Source organism: Pseudomonas sp. AC070, assembly GCF_979258635.1.
Genome location: NZ_OZ409871.1, coordinates 2,760,837 through 2,782,583 on the forward strand (window position 1 = coordinate 2,760,837; position 21,747 = coordinate 2,782,583).

Sequence of the window (21,747 nt, forward strand, 5' to 3'; positions counted from 1 at the left end):
GAGGCTTCAGCCTCGATCTTTTGATGTCATTGGCTGAAAAACTGATTCACCGGCCGAGTCAGGCCCAGGTGCTCACGCAGCGTGCTGCCCTGATACTGAGTGCGAAACAAGCCTCGGCGTTGCAGCTCGGGCACAACAAAGTGGGCGACGTCTTCCAGCCCGGCCGGCAAGTGCGGCACCAACACGTTGAAGCCATCCGCCGCGCCGCCTTCGAACCAGGCCTGCAACTCATCGGCGATGTCGCTGCCGGTGCCGATCAGGCTGTAATGCCCTCTTCCACCGGCAATACGCCGGCCCAGTTGCGCCAGGCTCAGGTTCTCGGCGCCGGCCAGTTCGGTGAGCAATTTCTGCCGGCTCTGCTGACCGTTTTCGGTGAGCGGCAACTCGGGCAGCGGGCCGTCCAGCGGATAACCCGACAAATCAAAATTGCCCAACATGCGTCCCAGCAAGGCGACGCCCACTTGTGGCTCGACCAACTCCTGAAACTGCTCGAATTTCTCCTGCGCTTCGTCACGGCTCTGGCCGACCACGACAAACACGCCGGGCATGATTTTCAGCGCGTCGGGCTCGCGGCCAAAGGCGGCCATGCGCTCTTTTACATCGGCATAAAACGCCTGGGCCTTGGCCAACGAAGTTTGCGCGGTGAACACCACTTCCGCCGTTTCCGCCGCCAGGGCGCGACCGGTTTCCGAAGAACCGGCCTGCACGATTACCGGCCGACCTTGCGGCGAGCGGGCGACGTTAAGCGGACCGCGCACACTGAAGTGCTCGCCGCTGTGGTTAAGCACGTGCAGCTTGGCCGGGTCGTAGAACTGGCCGGTTTGTTTGTTCTGCACAATGGCATCGTCGGCCCAGCTGTCCCACAAGCCGGTGACCACCTGATGAAATTCGCGGGCGCGGGCGTAGCGCTCGGCGTGGGGAATATGCGCATCGCGGCCGAAATTGAAGGCCTCGGCGGCGGCATCGGAAGTGACCAGGTTCCAGCCTGAGCGGCCGCCCGACAAGTGATCCAGCGAGGCGAATTTACGTGCCACGTGATACGGCTCGTTGTAGCTGGTGGTGACCGTGCTGATCAGCCCGATACGCTCGGTCACCGCACTAAGCGCGGCCAGCAACGTCAGCGGCTCGAAGTACACAGACCGTGAGGTGTGGCTGGCAATGTCGTCGGTGCTGGCGGCCACGCTGTCGGCCACAAACACCGCATCGAAACAGGCTGCTTCGGCGATTTGTGCGGTGCGTTTGTAGCTGGAGAAATCCAGCGGATTGGCCTGCACGTCGGGGTGGCGCCAGGCGGCGATGTGGTGCCCGCCGGCCATCAAGAAAGCGCCAAGGCTGAGTTGGCGGGTGGGGGTGGTCATGGGTGTGGGTTTCCCGCTGGGTGTTTGTTGTGGACGACATTTTCAGTCAAAACATCCGTCATCCTCGCGCAGGCGGCGGTCCGACGATTCGGGATCCAGAATTGTCCGGCGGACGGTGCTCGTCACAAGATTCTGGATCCCCGCGTGCGCGAGGATGACGGTGGGTTTGTTCAACGTAATGGTCAGGCTCGAACCTCAGAAGTCTTTGCGCACCTCAACCCCAAAATACCGCTCATCATCCCTCGGCACGGAGCGGTACACGTAGTTAGCGCCGCTATACGCCAGCCCGTTCGAATAACTCTTGTCCGCCAAATTTTTACCCAGCACCGCCACGCGCCAGCCGTCGTTGTAGTCGGCCAAGGCAACGCTGGCGTTCCAGATGCCGTAGGCGCCCTGGATGGTGTTGGCGTTCTGGTCGAGGCTGTATTGCACGTGGTCTTGCCAGGCGTAGTCGGTGCTCAGTTCGATATCCAGGCCGTTGTCCAGCGCGATGGTGTAGTCGCCGCGTACGTAGGTTTTCCAGTCCGGGCTGTAGGGCAGCGGTTTGCCGTTGATGTCGCACGAGGCGGCGGCGCCGACCGGGCAGCTAAATTCGTCGACGCGCGCTTTGGTGTAGGCCACGGCGCCGGAGAATTTCAGTTGGCTGGTGGCTTGCAAGCTCACATCCAGCTCCACGCCTTCGGTTTTCACGCTGCCGGCGTTGATCAGCCGGGTTACCACGGCGCCGGCCACCACGTCGTAGAAGTTGGCCTGGTAGTTGTCGTACTCGGTGTGGAACGCGGCCAGGTTGGCGTTCAGACGGTTGTTGAAGGCGGTGCTTTTCAGGCCCACTTCCCAGGAGTTGGAGGTTTCCGGTTTCAACGCTTCGGTGTCACGCGGCTGCATGTTGAAGAACACGTTGTAGGCCGGGCCTTTGTAGCCGCGCGAGTAGGTGATGTAGCTGGTCAGATTGTCGTTGATGTCGTACTGGAACCCGGCGCGACCGGTGAAGCCGTCTTCGTCCACCGAGCCGTTGCTGGCGTAGCTCGGCTGAATGCCAGTGGCCGCGGCGGTCGATACGCGCTGGTGTTTGTATTCCAGGTCATCGTGGGTCCAGCGCAGGCCGAGAATGCCGCGAAAGTCGTCGGTGAAGTTGAAGGTGTTTTCACCAAATACCGCGTAGCTGTCGTTGGTGGCTTCGTAGTCGGCGCGGCCGCGTTGGGTGACGAAGCTGACCGGCGTGACGGCGCGCTGGTAGGTCTCTTCACTTTTGCCGTGCATGTAAAAGGCGCCGAGCACGTATTCGTTGAACTCGCCCTTGGGCGAGGCCAGGCGAAGTTCTTGTGAGTATTGGTCGTAGTCGAGCTGACCTTTGTCGTGGGATTGCGGGAAGCCGACCGCGACTTGCGCCAGGCGGTCGCCGTCCTGGTACTGGGTGTTGTTCCAGCCGCGCCAGGCGGTGATGGAGGTGAGCGTGTAATCGCCGAGGCTCCAGTCCACTTGGCCAGACAAACCCTGGTTGCGGTCGTAGACGCGGGTGTTGAAGTCGCTGTTGATGCGGCGGTTGTCATCGCTGGGGCTAACGCTGCTGCCCAGAGCGGTGCCAAACACGGGACTGGCTTGGGTGATGACGCCGTTGGGAATGGTGTCTTTGCCATCGGTGTAGTCGGCGATCAGGGTGACTTTTACGTCGTCGTTCGGCTCGATTTCCAGCTTGCCGCGCGCGCCTTTGCGGTCGTAGCCGTTGACGTCATGGCCGTTGTATTCGTTCTCGACGTTGCCGTCGTACTTGCCCAGCAAGGTGGTGAGCGAGCCTTTCACGGTGTCGGTCAGGCGCCCGCCAATACCAAAGCGCAGGCGGTTTTCGTTGCCGCCGCCGAAGTGCGAGTAGTCGACGTAGCCGTGGGTTTCTTCCGGCGCTGCTTTGCTGACGATGTTCAGCACGCCGGCCGACGCATTTTTGCCAAACAGCGTGCCCTGCGGGCCGCGCAGCACTTCGATGCGTTCCAGGTCGAGCAAGTCCAACGTTGACTGGCCAGGGCGGCCGAGCACCACGCCATCGATCACAGTCGCCACGGTCGGCTCAATGCCCGGCGAGGTGGTGATGGTGCCCACGCCACGGATAAACAACGAGGTGTCTTTGTTCGAGGCGCCGCTGCGGTAGTTGAGCGTGGGCACCTGTTGCACGATGCTCGACACGTTGTTGCGGTTGTCGCGCTCAAGCTGTTCGCCATCGACCACCGACACCGCGACCGGCACCTTTTGCAGCGACTCTTCGCGGCGGGTGGCGGTGACCGTAACGGTGCTCAGGGTGGGCGCTTGCTCGGCGCTTTCGCTTTGCTCAGACGGCTCGGCGGCAACGCTGTACTGGCCCAGCGCGGCGAGCAAAACGGCCACGGCCAACGGGCTGCGGCGTGGAAAAGCGGATGGTGCGGTGTTCATGGTGGACTGCCCCTTTTAAGACCCAGACGTGGCCCACTGCTGCGGTGGGCTCTGTGGAGCGCTGTCGGTGTCTGGTCTCGCTCGTACGAGTGGCAGTGCGTGGCGACAGCGCGGCGCTTGTTAGCGCTAACATCGCCAGTATCAGCGGAAGATTTATAGACCGTCAAATACTAATAAATTACTTTTATATTCCATAAAGTGATTTAGTGCGGATCTTTTGTTAGCGCTACCAAATGCAGTAAGGTGGCCGCCACTCTCCTCGCCCAGGATCGGCTTTTACTGTGAGCAGCGACAAAGAAAAGACCCGCAAACGCCGTGGCGCCGGGCGTGTGACGTTAAGCACCGTGGCCAAGCAGGTGGGTGTTTCGGCCATTACCGTGTCGCGATACTTCAACCAGCCGGAACAGGTATCGCCGGAGCTGCGCGAGCGCATTCAGACCGTGGTGGCCGAGCTGGGTTACGTGCCCAATCTGGTCGCGGGCGGCCTGGCTTCGGCGCGCGGGCGCATCGTCGGCATGGTGGTGCCGAACATCTCCGGGCCGATCTTTGCCAACACCATTCAAGGCTTTAGCGACACCCTGGCGGCGCACGGTTATCAGCTGCTGCTGGCTTCTAGTTATTTTTCGGAAGACCAGGAAGAAAACGCCGTGCGGGCGTTTCTCGGTTGGTCGCCTGCGGCCTTGGTGGTGACCAGCCATTTCCACTCGCCGGGCACTGACAAAATGCTCGCCGAGGCGGATATTCCGGTGGTGGAAATCTGGGATTACCAGCCCGAGCGCAGCCCCATGCAGGTCGGCTTTTTGCACCACGACGTGGGCGTACGCGCCGCGCGCTATTTGCTCGACAAGGGCTACCAACGCATCGCCTTCGTGCAGAACAGCGCGGCCGGCGACTTCAGCGCGCTGGAGCGTCGCGACGGTTACGCGCACACCCTGCGCGAAGCCGGCCGCGAACCCTGGGTGTTCGTGCCCAGCAGCGACGCCACGCCGTTCGAGGGCGGCAAGCAGGCGATGGACGCGCTGATGAACCGCACACCGCGCCCCGACGCCATCATCTTTGCTAACGACAACGTCGCCGCCGGCGGCCTGCTCGCCGGGCAGCGCGCGGGTTTACGCATTCCCCAAGACTGCGCCGTGGTGGGCTTTGGCGATTACGCCTTTGCCGAAATGCTGCTGCCAAGCCTGACCACCATCAAACCGCCCGCCCGACAAATTGGCGAAGTGGCAGCGCGGCGGGTGTTGCAGGCGCTGGGGGTGATCGAGGGGGATGAGCCGTTGCAGCAACTGAATTTGCTGGAATGTGAACTGGTGGAGCGGGAAAGCGCTTAAAATGCGCGGCCTTGTTGATGCTGATTCGGGACCGCCGTTGGTGCGTCTAGCCTGGATCCCGAATCGTCGGACCGCCGCCTCAAGCTAACCGCAGCCCCCCGATTGGAACGCCCCGCTCAATGCACGCCCGCACCCTCATGTCCCTCCCCCTGCTCGCCCTCGCCCTTGGCGGTTTTGTAGTTGGCAGCAGTGAATTCATCATCATGGGCTTGCTGCCCGAACTCGCCGCCGACCTGCGCGTGAGCCTGGCCGACGCCGGCCTGTTGGTCAGCGCCTACGCCTTGGGCGTGGTGGTTGGTGCGCCGTTGCTGGGGCCGATGCTCGACCGCGCGCCACGCCGGCAAGCGGTGATCGCGCTGATGTTTATGTACACCTTGGGCAACCTGGCCTGCGCCCTGGCGCCGGATTATCACTGGCTGCTGGCCGCGCGCCTCGCTACAGCCATAAGTCACGCGGGCTTCTTCGGCTGCGCCACCCTGCTCGCCCGCGATTTGGCGCCGCCCCATCGCCAGGCATCGGCCATGGCCATGGTGATCAGCGGCCTGACCATCGCCAACGTCCTTGGCGTGCCGCTCGGTGCCTGGCTGGGGCAAACCACGAACTGGCGCGTGACGTTTTTTGTGGTGGCAGGTATCGGGGCGCTGACGGTGATAGCGCAATTTATTTGGCTGCCGCCCACCGCCCGGCCGGTGCGCAGCGCGAGCGGCAGCTGGAGCGGCATCTTCCGGGGCCCGGTGTTGCATACCTTGCTGGTGTGCAGCCTGACGTCGGTGTCGCTGTTCACCGTGTTCACCTATATCAGCCCGTTCCTGCGGGAAGTCACCGGCTTTACGCCAGACCAAAGCAACGGCGCGCTGTTGCTGATGGGCGTTGGTTTGACGCTGGGCAACGTGCTTGGCGGGCGCCTGGCCGATCGCGGCGTACAGCGTGCGGTGCCGATGGCGTTGGCCTGTGGGGCGCTGATGGTGTTGGGTTTGTACCTGTTCGGCCAATGGCAACTGCCGACCTTGGCGATTCTGCTGTGCTGGGGCATCGCCACCTTTGCGGTGTCGACGCCGCTGCAACTGTTGCTGGTGGAGCAAGCCGGTGAATCGGCCAGCCTGGCTGCCACGCTGAGTCACGCGGCGTTCAACCTGGGCAACGCGGCGGGCGCCTGGTTTGGTGGTTTGTGGCTAAGCGCGCACCTGGGCTTGCCGCTGCTGCCGGTGTTCGGCGTGTTGCTGCTGGTGCTCAACTTCGCCGTGGCCTGGTGGCTGCCACGGCTCAAAGCGGTGCCGCACGACATACCGCTGCATTAATCGATGACAACGCGGCGGCTGGCGGTGGGAATCAGGTCCAGCAACAAGGCCAGCACCACCGCCGCGCCGCCGATGGCAAACAACAGCGTGTAGTTGCCGTGACTCAGGGCGTACAGGTACGAATAGGCGTACCCGGCCAGCGCCTGAAACAAGGCAAACGCCGTGGTCGCGCGGCTCCAGGCATGGTTCTGCGCGCTTAGGTCGCCCGGCAGCAAATGCTGAATGCGGCCCAGGTTGACCGGCACGATGCCGGGCGGGAACGAGCCGATCACCAACACCGCTGCCACGAGAGCCGGCACGCTGTGGTCCAGCGCCAACAAGGCAATCGCCAGCGCCTGAATACCGAGCACCACGCGGCTAGTGGTAGCAAAGCCGATGCGGTCGGCCAAGGCGCCGTACACCATCGGTCCCAGAATCGCGCCAATGCCATACACCACCCACACCATCGCGCCCCAATGCGCGCCCCATTGCAGGCCGCGCGCCACGTAGTCGACCAGAAACACCATCATCGGCACCAACGCCACGGCCATCAGCGCGTATTGGGCGTAGAGCAGTTTCATGGCGGTCGGTGTTTTGCTTTCGGCGCCGGAGGCAATCACTGGCGTCGGGGTTGCCACGGTCGGCCAGCCGGTCCAGCTCACGGCGGTGAGCACGGCAGACAACACGCCCAGGCCGATCCAGGTTTGCTGCAAGCCGAGGTTCAGCAGCAGCGGCACCAAGGTGCCCGAGGCGGCGATGCCCAGGCCCAGCCCCAGGAAAATCGCGCCGCTGGCCAGGCCCTTGCGCGCACCCGGAATAAACGGCAGCACGCTGGTGGCGGCCAGCACCATGATCGCCCCGCCCGCCAGCCCGGAAACAAAGCGCCAGGCGAAGAACCACAACACCGACACCGGAAACGCGCAGGCCAGAAATGCCAGCGAGGCGAACAGCATCATCACCCGCAGCGTGCATGGCCCACCGAGGCGGCGCGCGATTGGCCGGCCGCTAAGCGCGCCGGCCAGGTAACCGACCAGGTTGGCAGCGCCGAGGTACATCACGTCATTGGCGGCGAACCACTGCGCCTCGATCAGTGAGGGAATAAGCGGTGTGTAGGCGAAACGGGCCAGCCCGATGCCGACCAGGCTGGCGCACAGGCCGGCGATAATCGCGTGCATCACGCTGGGTTGGCGGGGGCCGCTGTCGAGGTGGGTGACGCTGGCTTCACTGGTCATTCGAGGCTCGCTTGGCAAAAAGGCTGATCGGCGGTCCACGCCATCTTTGACATACCTGTCATGCTTGCTAGTGTTGTGAGCAACGAAGCGCCTGTCAAGGCATTATTGACACACCTGTCAAACAAGAGTGAAATTGCCCCCATGGCCGGAATACGACAATTCAACGAAGACCAAACCCTCGAACGCGCGCTGGAAGTTTTCTGGCGTAAAGGCTTCGGCGCGACCTCCATGCCCGAACTTGCCGAAGCCACGGGCGTGCAACGTGGCTCGCTGTACAACGCCTACGGCGACAAGCAAGGCTTGTTTCTCGCCGTGTTCGCTCGCTACAAAGCAGGCTTTCTGGCCGCTGCCGGCGAAACCCTGACCTCCCCCGACACCCGCGAAGCGCTCAAAGCCTTTTTCAGCTTTGCCATTGCCTCGATGAAATCCGGCGAAGCGGCACGCGGCTGTTTGTCGACCAAAACCACGGTGGATGAAAACGCCAGCGCCGAGCCGATTCGTGACGTGCTGCGCGGCATGGTCGACGGTCTGGAAGGCTTGCTGGCCGAGCGCCTGAGCCAGGCCACCGAGCCGCTGGCGTTGCCCATTGAAGACGCCGCGCGGCTGCTGGTGACGCTCACGCGCGGCATCGTCGTCATTGAACGTCTGTACCCGGACACCGCGCGGTTGCAGGCCACGGCGGATTCGCTGGTCGACCTGATCGTGCCCGCTGGCGCCTGACTTCACGCGCAGGCCACAGCCGGGGCTTTGCGCAGGTTGTATTGGGCGATCAAGCGCATCACATAGCCGATCTTCAGCGCCGTTGGGCCGAGAATCACACCGGCATGCGCGGCGACCAGCGTGGGCAGATTCAAACTGCCCTCGTAGCCATAGGCGACGAACACACCGACCAGCAGCACCACCGCGCCGCCCAGGAGCAATTGATTGGAAATCTGCATCACGTGTTTGGGGTTGCTGAGGTAGGCGAACATGGGTGAATCCTCCGAGTGGGCGGCGGAAAAGTTTTCCGTTGCGCACCAAGGACTAGTCAGAATACGTGCCAGGTTTTTTATTGATTCAAATCAATAAATTATCAATCGGTGCAGTCGAAACGACTCACGACCGGACCGAGTCAATCTGACTAAATGCGGTCATATTGACCGCACCGATGACCGCGCCAAACCTCACCTATACTCCTCGCACTGCCCTCCTATGGACGTCGCCATGCTGCCGCGAATTGTCGGTTTGTTGCTGGCCCTGCTCAGCGCCAGTGTGTTGGCGGCTCCGCCTGCTTTTGATTTGTATATTCCCGACGCCATGCCCCTGGCCGCGCCCAACGACCCTTTGGGCCATGGGCTGGTGGGCGATGCCGTGCTGGAAGCGGCAGCGCTGGCCGGCTATCAGGTGAACATCGTTTCCGAGCCGTGGCTGCGGGCGCAAAAGCGCGTGCGTGAGGGGAAAAATTTGCTGATTCTGCCGCTGTCGCGAACGCCGGGGCGGGAAACCCAGTACACCTGGATCGCCTCCGTGCTGCCGCTGCCCCGGGCATTTTTCACTTTTAGCCAGCCGCTGCAGACCTTCGAGCAAGCACGAACGGAGTACAAGCGCATCGGCGTGGGCATTGGTTCAGCACAGGAGGAAATTCTGCTCAGCCAAGGATTCAGCCGCGAGCAGATTTACCCGCTGCAACTGGGCGACAAACCGCTTCGCCTGCTGGAGCTGAAACGCATCGACGCCTGGTTCACCACCGTGCCCGAAGGCCAGTTCGCCTGGAACCGCAACACTCGCGACCCGCTGCTGATGAGCCCGGAAATGGCCACCACGGAAATGTACCTGGCGTGCTCAAAAACCTGCGACGCCACGGTGATCAAACGCATGCGCGCCGCCATCGCCAAGCTGCGCGCCAATGGCAGCGTAGAGCGCATCCGCGAGCGCTATATGAACCCGCCGACGAAATAGTCGGGCTTAAATGCCGTGGCGACCGGGATCTTCCGGCGGTGCCGGCTCTTCCTCGATGTCTTCCAGCTTCAACTCCATGCCCCAATCGCTGGCTTGCTGCACTGGCGCGACGGGCGCCACCGGGGCGGCCACTGGCGCCGTAGCCACGGCGGGCGTCTCGCGGTAGAGCTTGAGTTTCAGGCGCACGTTGTTGGCCGAGTCGGCGTTTTTCACCGCTTCCTCTTCATCAATCGCCCCCTCGTTCACCAGCTCGATCAGCGCCTGGTCGAAGGTTTGCATGCCCAGGTTGCGCGACTTCTCCATGATTTCCTTGATCTCGCTAAGCTCGCTGCGCTTGATCAAATCACGCACCGTGGGCGTGCCGAGCAGCACCTCCACCGCGGCACGGCGCTTGCCGTCGGTGGTCTTGACCAGGCGCTGAGAAACGAAGGCTTTGAGGTTGTTGCCAAGGTCATTGAGCAACTGCGGGCGACGCTCTTCGGGGAAGAAGTTGATGATGCGGTCCAGCGCCTGGTTGGCGTTGTTGGCGTGCAAGGTGGAGATCGCCAAGTGCCCGGTGTCGGCAAAGGCCAGGGCGTGTTCCATGGTTTCGCGGTCGCGAATCTCGCCGATCAGAATCACGTCGGGCGCCTGGCGCAAGGTGTTCTTCAAGGCGGCGTGGAAGCTGCGGGTGTCTACGCCGACTTCGCGCTGGTTGATGATCGACTTCTTGTGCCGGTGCACGTACTCGACCGGGTCTTCGATGGTGATGATATGGCCGCCGCTGTTGCGGTTGCGGTAGTCGATCAGCGCTGCCAGCGAGGTGGATTTACCCGAGCCCGTGCCGCCCACGAACAACACCAGGCCGCGTTTTTCCATTACGGTTTTCAGCAGAATTTCCGGCAGCTTCAGGTCTTCAAACTTGGGGATTTCCATCTTGATATTGCGCGCCACAATCGACACTTCGTTGCGCTGCTTAAAGATGTTGATGCGAAAGCGGCCAATGCCGGCCAGCGATATGGCGAGGTTCATTTCCAGCTCGCGCTCAAACTCGATTTTCTGCGCCGAGTCCATGATCGAATCCGCCACGGCGGCGATTTCACCCGACTTCAGCGGCTCGGCACTCAATGGCTTGAGCACGCCATTGAACTTGGCACAGGGCGGCGCGCCGGTGGACAGGTACAGGTCTGAACCGTCCTGAGTCGCCAGAATTTTCAGCATCGGGTTCAGGTCCATGGGCAAAGCCTCCTTGGGTCGTGGAAGTAATACGGTAGGTCAAAGTGAGCACACTGGCGGTCATGTTATTGGCGCCAGCAAAACGCCGCCGCGAATACTGGCACACTATGCGCCCCGTGGTAGAGGCTTTGGCCTCGATGCGTTGGCAATTAAAGAAGAGACCGAGGAGCCCCCATGGCAAAAGCAATGGCCCGCCATATTCTGGTGAAAACCGAGGCGGAAGCGGCCGCGCTGAAAAAACGCATCGCCGCGGGCGAGGCGTTCGATGTATTGGCGAAAAAATACTCAACCTGCCCGTCCGGCAAAAAAGGTGGCGACCTGGGCGAAGTGCGGCCCGGCCAGATGGTGAAGTCCATCGACTCAGTAATTTTCAAAAAGGAACTGCGCACCGTACACGGCCCGGTGAAAAGCCAGTTCGGCTATCACCTGGTGCAAGTGTTCTACCGCGAGTAACCCAGCAAAACGGCAGACGCAAAAAAGCCCGCCACGGTTAAACCGGGCGGGCTTTTTCATGCGCTAGGGCTTAGTGGCTCTTGAGCATGTCTTTGGGCATGTGCTTGCCGATTTCGAACTTGCCGATCGCTGCACGGTGCACTTCGTCCGGGCCGTCGGCCAGGCGCAGGGTACGTTGCATGGCGTACATGTAGGCCAGCGGCGTGTCGTTCGACACACCCGCGCCGCCGTACATTTGAATGGCACGGTCGATCACTCGCAGGGCGACGTTTGGCGCCACAACCTTGATTTGCGCGATTTCGCTTTTGGCGACTTTGTTGCCCACGGTATCCATCATGTAAGCCGCTTTGAGCGTCAGCAGACGGGCCATGTCAATTTCCATGCGCGAGTCGGCGATGATGTCGACGTTGCCGCCCAGGCGGGCCAACGGCTTGCCGAAAGCGGTACGGCTGACGGCGCGTTGGCACATCAATTCCAGGGCGCGTTCGGCCATGCCGATGGAGCGCATGCAGTGGTGAATACGGCCTGGGCCAAGGCGACCCTGAGCGATTTCGAAACCACGGCCCTCGCCCAGCAACACGCTGTCGTACGGCACGCGAACGTTTTCGAACAGCACTTCGGCGTGGCCGTGCGGGGCGTCGTCGTAGCCGAAGACCGGCAGCGGACGTAGAATTTTCACGCCGGGTGCATCAGTCGGTACCAGGATCATCGAGTGCTGCTGGTGACGCGGGCCGTCGGGGTTGCTCAGGCCCATGAAAATCATGATTTTGCAGCGCGGGTCGCAGGCGCCCGATGTCCACCATTTGCGGCCGTTGATGACCCATTCATCACCCACGCGCTCGGCACGGGCTTCCATGTTGGTGGCATCGGACGACGCCACGCCCGGTTCGGTCATGGCAAATGCCGAGCGGATCTCGCCAGCGAGCAGCGGCTCGAGCCAGCGTTTTTTCTGTTCTTCGTTGGCGTAACGCACCAGCACTTCCATGTTGCCGGTGTCTGGCGCGGAGCAGTTGAAGGGCTCGGAACCCAGCAGCGAGCGGCCCATGATTTCGGCCAGCGGCGCGTATTCCATGTTGGTGAGACCCGCGCCGAGTTTCGACTCCGGCAGAAACAGGTTCCACAGGCCTTCAGCTTTGGCCTTGGCTTTCAACTCTTCCATGATCGCGGTGGGCTGCCAGCGATCACCCTCGTTCACTTGAGCTTCGAACACCGCTTCGGCGGGATAGACATAAGCGTCCATGAATGCGGTAACGCGTTCGCGCAGTTCTTGAACCTTGGGGGAATAAGCGAAATCCATCGGAGGCACCTTCTGACGGGCTGTTGTGAGGTTGGAAAAGATCCTAGAACAGGGATGAAGATTTATCTAACCTATTCTCGGCGTGTATTAACATTCATCACCGATATATGATTAGCTGATTCCGGGACCCCAAACCAATAAGACCAGGAGCGCGTTGGCAATGAATTTGAGCAAGGTCGATCTCAACCTTTTTATCGTCTTCGACGCCATCTATACCGAGGCCAACCTGACCCGTGCCGGGCAGATTGTCGGCATTACCCAACCGGCTGTTTCCAACGCCCTGGCGCGCCTGCGCGAAACCTTCAACGACCCGCTTTTCGTGCGCACGGCCCAAGGCATGGTGCCCACGCCCATGGCGCAAAACATTATTGGGCCGGTGCGCAACGCGCTGTCGCTGCTGCGTGTTTCGGTGCAGGAAAGCCGCACGTTCAACCCGCTGCAAGCCAACAAAACCTACCGCATCAGCATGACCGACCTCACTGAGGAGATCATTCTGCCGCCGCTGTTCCAGCGTCTGCGTCGCCAGGCGCCGGCCGTGCAGATTGAGAGCTTTTTGTCGAAGCGTCGCGAAACCACCAAAGAGCTCGCCGCCGGCCGCCTCGACTTCGCCGTGGACGCGCCGCTGAACACCGACCCGCAGGTGCGCCACGTCAAGCTGCTGTCTGACCGCTATGTGTGCGCCATTCGCAAAGGCCATCCGCTGGCCAAGGAAAAGCTGACGCTCGACGAATACATGTCGCTGACCCACATCCACATCTCCAGCCGCCGCAGCGGGCTGGGTTATGTCGACCTCACCCTCGGCAAAATGGGCATTCAGCGCAAGATCGCCCTGCGCTCCCAGCATTACCTGATGGCCTCCATGGTGATGCAGAAAACCGACATGGCCATGACCGTGCCTGAGCGCTTTGCCCGCAGCCATGACTTGCACTACGTCGGCGTGCCGGTGGAAGTGCCCGCCGTGGAAACGCACCTGTATTGGCACGAGAGCACCGATCAAGACCCGGCAAACCGCTGGATGCGCGAGCAGATGATCGAGTTGGCGCAGCAGATCAGCGTGCAGGACGCCGGGCAGGCATAAGCGCACTGGTATTGGGGCACTTGCGATTTATCCATATGCGGACTAAAGTGACATCACTGTCCACTTGTGGAGAAACACCATGTCCCTCGCCAGCCCCTCCAACAGCGCAGTTCTCGACCTCGACTCGGCTCATGCCGGGCACGTGGCGCTGAAGTTTTTCTTCAACCTGATGGAGAAATGGAACTGCTCGGTCGAGGAGCAAACCGTGCTGCTGGGCTCCATCGGCCGCAGCACGCTCTACAAGTACCGCCAATTGCCCGAAATTCGCTTACCGCGCGACACCCTGGAACGCGTTTCCTATCTGATGGGCATCCACAAAACGCTGCGTATCTTGTTTGGCGATAAACCGTCGACTTACGAATGGATTCGCAAGGCAAACAGCGAAGCACCCTTCAACGGCATGAGCGCTTTGCAGTTGATGCTGGCAGGCGGCGTGATGGATATTGCCGTGGTACGTCGCTACCTGGATGGAGTACGCGGTTGAAACAACCGACTCAAGTGGTGCCTGCATGGATGCGGGCCTATCGCATCGTTTCCAGCGCCTTCCCGCCGATCTCGGTGTTTGAAGATGTGCTGGACCCCGCCGATCTGGAACAAGCCTTTCTGATTGAAAGCCTGACCAACGACCGCCTGCGCGAAGAGGCCGGCCTTCTTAGCCATGTGGCCCCCGAAGACCGCATGTGCGGCCCCGGCGCCTCGCCGTTGATGGCGGCCTTTACTCACGTGGGCGCCAAAAGCCGCTTCACCGACGGCCAATACGGCGTGTACTACTGCGGCGACAGCTTGCAGACCGCCATCGCCGAAACCCGCTTCCACCGCGAACGCTTTATGCGCGCCACCCACGAGCCGAGCATGGAGCTGACCCTGCGCACCTACGTGTGCAAAGTGGTGCAGCCGCTGGATGACGTGCGCGAAGGCTACGACGAACTCTACGACCCCGACCCGAACGCCTACGCCCTGCCCCAACGCTTCGCTGCCGAACGCCGTAAAGCGCGTTCGTGGGGTTTGCTGTACCGCAGCGTGCGCAACGAAAACGGCGAATGCGCCGCGCTGTTCCGCCCGCCCGCCGCCAGCATTCCCGTGCAAGGCGAGCATTTGCGTTACGTGTGGGACGGCCAGCTGCAACAGATCACCCAGGTATTCACCCTCAAAGCCATCGCTTGATTGCCGCGGAATTCCCGATGCTGAAGAAAAGCTTCAACTCCCTGCTGACCACCTGGTTGGCGGGGTTGATCGTTTTATTGCCGCTGACATTGACCCTGGTGTTGCTCACCTGGGTGGTCAGCCTGCTCAACCGCATCGTCGGGCCGTCCACCTATGTCGGCCGGCTGTTTGCCGCCATGGGCCAACCGTTCGCCAGCAATACGTACCTGGCCTACGGCTTGGGCACCGTGCTGCTGGTAATCGCCATTTATGTGCTGGGGTTGGCCGTGCAACACGGCTTGCGCAAGCCGCTGGCCTGGTTGACCGACGTCACCCTGCGGCGCATTCCGCTGTTCGGCAAGTTGTACAACCTGGCCGACCGCTTCGTGGCGCTGCTGGAGAAAAAAGAAGGCGCCGACATCAACGCCATGAGCCCGGTGTGGTGCTTCTTCGGCGGCGACGGCGTGGCGGTGTTGGCGCTGATGCCCAACCCCGAACCCATTGATATCGACGGTCGCCACTACTACGCCGTGCTGGTGCCCACCGCGCCAATTCCCATCGGCGGCGGCCTGCTGTATGTGCCGGTGGAATGGGTGAAGCCGGCCAATATTGGCGTGGATGCGTTCACCAGCATCTACGTATCGATGGGCATCAATCCCCCGCCACAGTCGCCGCGCAAAACCGCCTGACGCCAAAATCACCCACAAAAGCTCGCTTGACGCTGTAAGGAAAGTTGCCTTACGTTAACGTAAAGGTAACTTATCGAGTAAGCATTTTCCTATGCCGACCACCTACAGCATTTCCGACCTGGCCCGCGAGCTGGACGTCACCACCCGCACCATTCGTTTTTACGAAGAGCAAGGCATGCTCAGTCCCGAGCGCCGTGGTCAGGAGCGCATCTATTCGGCGCGCGACAAAGTCACCCTCAAGCTGATTTTGCGCGGCAAGCGCATCGGCTTCTCTTTGGCCGAGTGCCGCGAGCTGATCGAGCTGTACGACCCCACCGGCAACCACAAACAACTCGAAACCTTTATGCGCAAGATCGCCGAGCGCCGCGAACAGCTGCGCCAGCAATTACTGGATATCGAGCAGATGCAAATCGAGCTGGACACCGCCGAAGAGCGCTGCCTGGCCGCCATGGCGCAAATTCCCGCGTAACCCTTAGCGGCCGCCAAACAACAATAATCAGCAGGTGCCCACCATGACCTACCCATCCCTGAATTTTGCCCTTGGCGAAACCATCGACATGCTGCGCGACCAGGTGCAAGCCTTTGTCGCCGCCGAACTGACCCCACGCGCCGCCGCCATCGACAGCGACAACCTGTTCCCCCACGACATGTGGCGCAAGTTCGGCGACATGGGCCTGCTCGGCATTACCGTCAGCGAGGAATACGGCGGCGCCGGCCTGGGTTACCTGGCGCACGTGGTGGCGATTGAAGAAATCAGCCGCGGCTCGGCCTCGGTGGGGTTGTCATACGGCGCGCATTCAAACCTCTGCGTGAACCAGATCAACCGCAACGGCACCGCCGAGCAGAAGGCCAAGTACCTGCCCAAATTGATCAGCGGCGAGCACGTCGGCGCCCTCGCCATGAGCGAGCCCAACGCCGGCTCGGATGTGGTGTCGATGAAGCTGCGCGCCGACAAACGCGGCGACCGCTACGTGCTCAATGGCAGCAAAACCTGGATCACCAACGGGCCAGACGCCAACACCTACGTGATCTACGCCAAAACCGATCTGGAAAAAGGCGCCCACGGCATCACCGCGTTTATCGTCGAGCGCAACTGGAAGGGTTTCTCGCGCAGCAACAAATTCGACAAGCTCGGCATGCGCGGCTCCAACACCTGCGAGCTGTTTTTCGATGACGTGGAAGTGCCAGAAGAAAATATTCTCGGCGCCCTCAATGGCGGCGTGAAAGTGCTTATGAGCGGCCTCGACTACGAGCGCGTGGTGTTGTCCGGCGGCCCGGTCGGCATCATGCAAGCCTGCATGGACGTGGTGGTGCCTTACATCCACGACCGCAAGCAGTTCGGCCAGGCCATCGGCGAATTCCAGCTGATCCAGGGCAAAGTCGCCGACATGTACACCCAGCTCAACGCCAGCCGCGCCTACCTCTACGCCGTGGCAAACGCCTGCGACCGTGGCGAAACCACGCGCAAAGACGCCGCCGGGGTGATCCTCTACAGCGCCGAGCGCGCCACGCAAATGGCCCTGGACGCTATCCAGATTCTGGGCGGCAACGGCTACATCAACGAATTCCCCACCGGCCGATTACTGCGCGACGCCAAGCTGTACGAGATCGGCGCCGGCACCAGCGAGATTCGGCGGATGTTGATTGGGCGGGAATTGTTTAACGAGACCCGTTGACCACCAGCCCTACATCGACTGTAGGAGCAGCTTCAGCCGCGATGTTTCTGATCTAAAAGCATCGCGGCTAAAGCCGCTCCCACAGGTACCAAACGCATCCCCGGAGCGCCCCATGGCCATCCTCACCACCCACATCAACACCCGCAGCCCCGAATTCGCCACCAACACCGACGCCATGCTCGCTCAGGTCAATCACCTGCGTGCCCTCCTCGCCCAGGTGCAGCAAGGCGGCGGCGCCAAGGCGCAGGAACGCCACACCTCGCGGGGCAAATTGCTGCCGCGCGAACGCATCAACCGTCTGCTCGACCCCGGTTCCGCCTTTCTTGAAGTCGGCCAGCTGGCGGCCCACGAGGTGTATGGCGAAGACGTGCCGGCCGCTGGCGTGATTGCCGGCATCGGCCGCGTCGAGGGCGTGGAGTGCATGATTCTGGCCAACGACGCCACGGTCAAAGGCGGCAGCTATTACCCGCTGACGGTGAAAAAACACCTGCGCGCACAAACCATCGCCAAGGAAAACCGCCTGCCCTGCATCTATCTGGTGGACTCGGGCGGCGCCAACCTGCCGCGCCAGGATGAAGTGTTCCCCGACCGCGAACATTTTGGCCGCATCTTTTTCAACCAGGCCAACATGAGCGCCATGGGCATCCCGCAAATCGCCGTGGTCATGGGCTCGTGCACCGCAGGCGGCGCCTATGTGCCGGCCATGTCGGACGAAACCATCATGGTCCGCAACCAGGCCACCATCTTTCTAGCCGGGCCGCCGCTGGTGCGCGCCGCCACCGGCGAAGTGGTCAGCGCCGAAGACCTCGGTGGCGCCGACGTGCATTGCAAAACATCCGGTGTCGCCGACCACTACGCCGAAGACGACGAACACGCGCTGGCCCTGGCGCGGCGCTGCATCAGCCACCTCAACTGGCGCAAGCAAAGCCAGTTGAACAGCCGCGAACCGCAACCGCCGCTGTATGCCAGCGACGAGATTTACGGGGTGATTCCGGCTGACGCCAAGCAACCGTTCGATGTGCGCGAGGTGATTGCCCGCCTGGTCGACGGCTCGGTGTTCGATGAATTCAAGGCCCTGTTCGGCAGCACGCTGGTGTGCGGCTTCGCCCACCTCAACGGCTACCCGCTGGCGATCATTGCCAACAACGGCATTTTGTTCGCCGAGTCGGCGCAAAAAGGCGCGCACTTTATCGAGCTGGCCTGCCAGCGCGGCATTCCGTTGCTGTTCTTGCAGAACATCACCGGCTTTATGGTCGGGCAGAAATACGAGGCCGGCGGCATCGCCAAGCACGGCGCCAAACTGGTGACTGCGGTGGCGTGCGCCAAGGTGCCGAAGTTCACGGTGATCATTGGCGGCAGTTTCGGCGCTGGGAATTACGGCATGTGCGGCCGCGCCTACGACCCGCGCTTCCTGTGGATGTGGCCCAACGCGCGCATCGGCGTCATGGGCGGCGAGCAGGCGGCGGGCGTGCTGGCGCAGGTGAAACGCGAGCAAGCCGAACGCAGCGGCCAGCAACTGAGCGCCGAGGAAGAAGCGGCGATCAAGCAGCCGATCCTGGCGCAATACGAACAGCAGGGTCACCCCTATTACTCCAGCGCGCGGCTGTGGGATGACGGCGTGATTGACCCTGCGCAAACCCGCGAGGTGTTGGGCCTGGCACTTTCCGCAAGTCTGAACGCGCCGATTGAGCCCACCCAGTTCGGTGTGTTCCGGATGTAGTTCAGCTGAACGGCGTTTCCTGTAGGAGGTTTGAGCCTCGATGCTTTTGATTTCTTCAGCATCCCATCAAGGCTGAAGCCTCTCCCACAACAGCCAGCCCAGCTCCACACAGAGATTTGTGCAATGACTGACTTCACCACCATCGAACTAGATATCAGCACCGACAGCATCGCCACCCTGTGGCTGAACCGCCCGGACAAGAACAACGCCTTCAATGCCCAGATGATTCGCGAACTGGTGCTGGCGTTGGACATCATCAAGGCCGACCGCAGTATTCGCTTCATGCTGCTGCGCGGGCGCGGCAAACACTTTTGCGCGGGCGCCGACCTGGCCTGGATGCAGCAATCGTCCAACCTCGACTACAGCGCCAACCTCAACGACGCCCGCGAGCTGGCCGACCTGATGTACAGCCTGCATCAGTTAAAAATCCCCACCGTGGCCGTGGTGCAAGGCGCGGCGTTTGGCGGCGCCATCGGTTTGATCAGTTGCTGCGACATGGCCATCGGCGCGCGCGATGCGCAGTTCAGCCTGTCGGAAGTGCGCGTCGGCCTGGCGCCTGCGGTCATCAGCCCGTTCGTGGTGCAAGCCATTGGCGAGCGGGCCGCGCGCCGCTATGCGCTGACCGCCGAGCGCTTCGATGGCCAACGCGCGCAGCAGTTGGGCTTGTTGGCCGAATGCTACGAACCTGACGAGCTAGAGGCCGAAGTCGAAAGCTGGGTCGCCAACCTGCTGCTCAACAGCCCGTTGGCCATGCAGGCCAGCAAACAGTTGCTGCATGAAGTAGGCACCGGCGCGTTAACCCCCGCGCTACGCCGCTATACCGAAAATGCCATCGCCCGAATCCGCGTCAGCGCCGAAGGTCGGGAAGGCCTGCAAGCCTTTCTGACCAAGCGCAAACCCGCCTGGCAGGAGCCGCAGTCATGATCAACCGTTTACTTGTCGCCAACCGAGGCGAGATCGCCTGCCGCGTGATGCGCACGGCCAAGGCCATGGGCCTGAGCACCGTGGCCGTGCACAGCGACATCGACCGCCACGCCCGCCATGTGCGCGAGGCCGACAGCGCCGTCGACCTGGGCGGCGCCAAGCCAGCTGAAAGTTACCTGCGCATCGACAAACTGATCGCCGCGGCGCAGGCCAGTGGCGCCCAGGCAATCCACCCCGGTTACGGTTTTCTCTCCGAAAACGCCGAGTTCGCTCGCGCCATCGAAGCGGCCGGGCTGATTTTTCTCGGCCCGCCCGCCTCTGCCATCGACGCCATGGGCAGCAAGTCGGCCGCCAAAGCGCTGATGGAAAAAGCCGGCGTGCCGCTGGTGCCCGGCTACCACGGCGAGGCGCAAGACCTCGCCACCTTCCGCGACGCCGCCCAGCGCATCGGCTATCCGGTGCTGCTTAAAGCCACGGCCGGCGGTGGCGGCAAAGGTATGAAAGTGGTCGAGCACGAGGGCGAGTTGGCCGAAGCCTTGGCGTCTGCGCAGCGTGAGGCGTTGTCCTCGTTTGGCAACAGCCAGATGCTGGTTGAAAAATACGTGCTCAAACCCCGGCACGTGGAAATCCAGGTGTTCGCCGACACGCACGGCCACTGCTTGTACCTCAACGAACGCGATTGCTCGATTCAGCGCCGCCACCAGAAAGTCGTCGAAGAGGCCCCCGCCCCCGGCCTCAGCCCCGAGCAGCGCCGAGCCATGGGCGAAGCGGCGGTTAAAGCGGCGCAGGCCATCGGCTACGTGGGCGCCGGCACGGTGGAGTTTTTGCTGGATGCGCGCGGCGACTTTTTCTTTATGGAAATGAACACGCGCCTGCAAGTGGAGCACCCGGTCACCGAAGCCATCACCGGCCTCGACCTGGTGGCCTGGCAAATACGTGTGGCGCGCGGCGAAGCGCTGCCGCTAACGCAAGATCAGGTGCCGCTCAATGGCCATGCCATCGAAGTGCGCCTGTACGCCGAAGACCCCGACAACGACTTTCTGCCCGCTACGGGCACCCTGCAGCTGTACTGCGAATCGGCACCTGGCGCGGCTCGGCGCGTGGACAGCGGTGTGGCTGAAGGCGATGCGGTGTCGCCGTTCTACGACCCGATGCTGGGCAAGTTGATCGCCTGGGGGGAAAACCGCGAGGAAGCGCGCCTGCGTTTGTTGGCCATGCTCGGCGAATTTGCTGTAGGCGGCCTGAAGACCAACCTGGCGTTCTTGCAGCGCATTCTCGCGCACCCCGCCTTCGCCGCCGCCGAGCTGGATACTGGCTTTATTCCGCGTTATCAGCCCGAGCTGCTGCCGCCTGCCGGCGAACGGCCCGAGGCGTTCTGGCAACTGGCCGCGCGCGCTTGGCAGCTGACCGCAACGCCCGTATCGCGTGACGATGATCCGCACAGCCCGTGGACCGCCCACAGCGGTTGGCGCGCCGGGGTGGCCAGCGAAATCGACCTGCACCTGACCTGCGCTGGCGAGCAACGCGTGGTGCGCCTTCGCGGCACCGACGCGGGCATCACGCGCCACGGCGATCAGCTACGGGTAAACGCCAACGGCGTCACCACCCAGCACCTGGCCATCCGCCAAGGCGCGACCTTGTTCCTGCGCTGGAATAACGAGCTGCACGCCGTGCAACAGTTCGACCCCATTGCCGCTGCCCAGGCCAGCCATCAGCAACACGGCGGGCTGACGGCGCCCATGAACGGCAGTATCGTGCGCGTGCTGGTAGAAGCCGGCCAGACCGTTCAAGCCGGCACGCCGCTGGTGGTATTGGAAGCGATGAAAATGGAACACAGCATCCGCGCCCCGCAGGATGGCACTGTCACGGCGCTGTACTGCGCAGAGGGCGAAATGGTGGCCGAAGGCGCGGTGTTGGTGGAGCTGGAATAAACGCAACTGCTGGTGCTCTTGTAGGAGCGAGCTTGCTCGCGAACCCTGCAAACACCATTCGCGAGCA

The 21,747-nt window shown here is 62.2% G+C and carries 20 protein-coding genes; 14 read left to right on the forward strand and 6 right to left on the reverse strand.

Annotated features, from left to right (window positions below):
* Positions 1 to 26: 26 nt before the first annotated feature.
* Positions 27 to 1,358 (reverse strand): LLM class flavin-dependent oxidoreductase, encoded by a 1,332-nt coding sequence (locus tag ACZZ0Q_RS12255; RefSeq protein WP_463542135.1) that lies wholly within the window; start codon positions 1,356 to 1,358, stop codon positions 27 to 29.
* Positions 1,359 to 1,553: 195 nt separating this feature from the next.
* Complete coding sequence (locus ACZZ0Q_RS12260) at positions 1,554 to 3,779, reverse strand: TonB-dependent receptor (protein ID WP_463542134.1); 2,226 nt, start codon at positions 3,777 to 3,779, stop codon at positions 1,554 to 1,556.
* Positions 3,780 to 4,060: 281 nt separating this feature from the next.
* On the opposite strand from ACZZ0Q_RS12260, the gene ACZZ0Q_RS12265 reads away from it, so the two are divergent.
* Both ACZZ0Q_RS12265 and ACZZ0Q_RS12270 read left to right on the forward strand, forming a co-directional pair.
* The gene (locus tag ACZZ0Q_RS12265; RefSeq protein WP_463542133.1) at positions 4,061 to 5,107 is read left to right on the forward strand and encodes a LacI family DNA-binding transcriptional regulator; all 1,047 of its coding nucleotides are present in this window, start codon (positions 4,061 to 4,063) and stop codon (positions 5,105 to 5,107) included.
* 137 nt (positions 5,108 to 5,244) lie between these two features.
* Positions 5,245 to 6,405: an MFS transporter gene (locus ACZZ0Q_RS12270; protein WP_463542132.1), complete on the forward strand. Its 1,161-nt coding sequence runs from the start codon at positions 5,245 to 5,247 to the stop codon at positions 6,403 to 6,405.
* Here the strand turns inward: ACZZ0Q_RS12270 and ACZZ0Q_RS12275 are convergent.
* A complete protein-coding gene (locus ACZZ0Q_RS12275) occupies positions 6,402 to 7,616 on the reverse strand; it encodes a YbfB/YjiJ family MFS transporter (protein WP_463542131.1) in 1,215 nt (404 codons plus the stop codon). The two genes, ACZZ0Q_RS12270 and ACZZ0Q_RS12275, sit on opposite strands and share 4 nt — an antisense overlap.
* Positions 7,617 to 7,757: 141 nt before the next feature.
* Between ACZZ0Q_RS12275 and ACZZ0Q_RS12280 the strand changes: the two genes are divergently transcribed.
* The gene (locus tag ACZZ0Q_RS12280) at positions 7,758 to 8,336 is read left to right on the forward strand and encodes a TetR/AcrR family transcriptional regulator (RefSeq protein WP_463542130.1); all 579 of its coding nucleotides are present in this window, start codon (positions 7,758 to 7,760) and stop codon (positions 8,334 to 8,336) included.
* Between the two features lie 2 nt (positions 8,337 to 8,338).
* Here ACZZ0Q_RS12280 and ACZZ0Q_RS12285 read toward each other — a convergent pair whose 3' ends face one another.
* Positions 8,339 to 8,587 carry a transmembrane sensor/regulator PpyR gene (locus ACZZ0Q_RS12285; RefSeq protein ID WP_463542129.1) on the reverse strand — a complete coding sequence of 83 codons (249 nt, stop codon included), beginning with the start codon at positions 8,585 to 8,587 and terminating at the stop codon, positions 8,339 to 8,341.
* Positions 8,588 to 8,819: 232 nt separating this feature from the next.
* Between ACZZ0Q_RS12285 and ACZZ0Q_RS12290 the strand changes: the two genes are divergently transcribed.
* Positions 8,820 to 9,554, forward strand: a complete 735-nt coding sequence (locus ACZZ0Q_RS12290) for a substrate-binding periplasmic protein (RefSeq protein ID WP_463542128.1) — start codon at positions 8,820 to 8,822, stop codon at positions 9,552 to 9,554.
* Positions 9,555 to 9,560: 6 nt separating this feature from the next.
* On the opposite strand, the gene ACZZ0Q_RS12295 is transcribed toward ACZZ0Q_RS12290, so the two are convergent.
* Positions 9,561 to 10,769 carry a PilT/PilU family type 4a pilus ATPase gene (locus ACZZ0Q_RS12295; RefSeq protein WP_463542127.1) on the reverse strand — a complete coding sequence of 403 codons (1,209 nt, stop codon included), beginning with the start codon at positions 10,767 to 10,769 and terminating at the stop codon, positions 9,561 to 9,563.
* A gap of 174 nt (positions 10,770 to 10,943) precedes the next feature.
* On the opposite strand from ACZZ0Q_RS12295, the gene ACZZ0Q_RS12300 reads away from it, so the two are divergent.
* Positions 10,944 to 11,222 (forward strand): peptidylprolyl isomerase, encoded by a 279-nt coding sequence (locus ACZZ0Q_RS12300; protein WP_463542126.1) that lies wholly within the window; start codon positions 10,944 to 10,946, stop codon positions 11,220 to 11,222.
* Between the two features lie 70 nt (positions 11,223 to 11,292).
* On the opposite strand, the gene ACZZ0Q_RS12305 is transcribed toward ACZZ0Q_RS12300, so the two are convergent.
* Positions 11,293 to 12,519, reverse strand: a complete 1,227-nt coding sequence (locus ACZZ0Q_RS12305) for an acyl-CoA dehydrogenase (protein WP_463542125.1) — start codon at positions 12,517 to 12,519, stop codon at positions 11,293 to 11,295.
* A 160-nt stretch (positions 12,520 to 12,679) separates the two neighbouring features.
* Here ACZZ0Q_RS12305 and ACZZ0Q_RS12310 point away from each other — a divergent pair, with 160 nt between their 5' ends.
* The 9 genes from ACZZ0Q_RS12310 to ACZZ0Q_RS12350 all read left to right on the forward strand — a co-directional run bounded on the left by ACZZ0Q_RS12310 (position 12,680) and on the right by ACZZ0Q_RS12350 (position 21,680).
* On the forward strand, positions 12,680 to 13,597 hold the full coding sequence (locus ACZZ0Q_RS12310; protein WP_122451037.1) for a LysR family transcriptional regulator: 918 nt from the start codon (positions 12,680 to 12,682) through the stop codon (positions 13,595 to 13,597).
* Positions 13,598 to 13,676: 79 nt separating this feature from the next.
* On the forward strand, positions 13,677 to 14,081 hold the full coding sequence (locus ACZZ0Q_RS12315) for an MbcA/ParS/Xre antitoxin family protein (RefSeq protein ID WP_463542124.1): 405 nt from the start codon (positions 13,677 to 13,679) through the stop codon (positions 14,079 to 14,081).
* 29 nt (positions 14,082 to 14,110) lie between these two features.
* Positions 14,111 to 14,761 carry an RES family NAD+ phosphorylase gene (locus ACZZ0Q_RS12320; RefSeq protein ID WP_463542343.1) on the forward strand — a complete coding sequence of 217 codons (651 nt, stop codon included), beginning with the start codon at positions 14,111 to 14,113 and terminating at the stop codon, positions 14,759 to 14,761.
* A gap of 17 nt (positions 14,762 to 14,778) precedes the next feature.
* On the forward strand, positions 14,779 to 15,429 hold the full coding sequence (locus tag ACZZ0Q_RS12325; RefSeq protein ID WP_463542123.1) for a DUF502 domain-containing protein: 651 nt from the start codon (positions 14,779 to 14,781) through the stop codon (positions 15,427 to 15,429).
* Between the two features lie 91 nt (positions 15,430 to 15,520).
* Entirely contained in the window at positions 15,521 to 15,898 is a 378-nt protein-coding gene (locus ACZZ0Q_RS12330; protein WP_463542122.1) for a MerR family transcriptional regulator, read from the forward strand.
* A gap of 43 nt (positions 15,899 to 15,941) precedes the next feature.
* Positions 15,942 to 17,105, forward strand: coding sequence for an isovaleryl-CoA dehydrogenase (locus ACZZ0Q_RS12335; RefSeq protein ID WP_463542121.1), 1,164 nt, complete (start codon positions 15,942 to 15,944; stop codon positions 17,103 to 17,105).
* Positions 17,106 to 17,217: 112 nt separating this feature from the next.
* On the forward strand, positions 17,218 to 18,825 hold the full coding sequence (locus ACZZ0Q_RS12340; RefSeq protein WP_463542120.1) for a carboxyl transferase domain-containing protein: 1,608 nt from the start codon (positions 17,218 to 17,220) through the stop codon (positions 18,823 to 18,825).
* Between the two features lie 123 nt (positions 18,826 to 18,948).
* Positions 18,949 to 19,749, forward strand: coding sequence for a gamma-carboxygeranoyl-CoA hydratase (locus ACZZ0Q_RS12345; protein WP_463542119.1), 801 nt, complete (start codon positions 18,949 to 18,951; stop codon positions 19,747 to 19,749).
* Positions 19,746 to 21,680 carry an acetyl/propionyl/methylcrotonyl-CoA carboxylase subunit alpha gene (locus ACZZ0Q_RS12350; RefSeq protein ID WP_463560619.1) on the forward strand — a complete coding sequence of 645 codons (1,935 nt, stop codon included), beginning with the start codon at positions 19,746 to 19,748 and terminating at the stop codon, positions 21,678 to 21,680. The genes ACZZ0Q_RS12345 and ACZZ0Q_RS12350 overlap by 4 nt, the downstream gene beginning before the upstream one ends.
* The last annotated feature ends 67 nt before the right edge of the window (positions 21,681 to 21,747 follow it).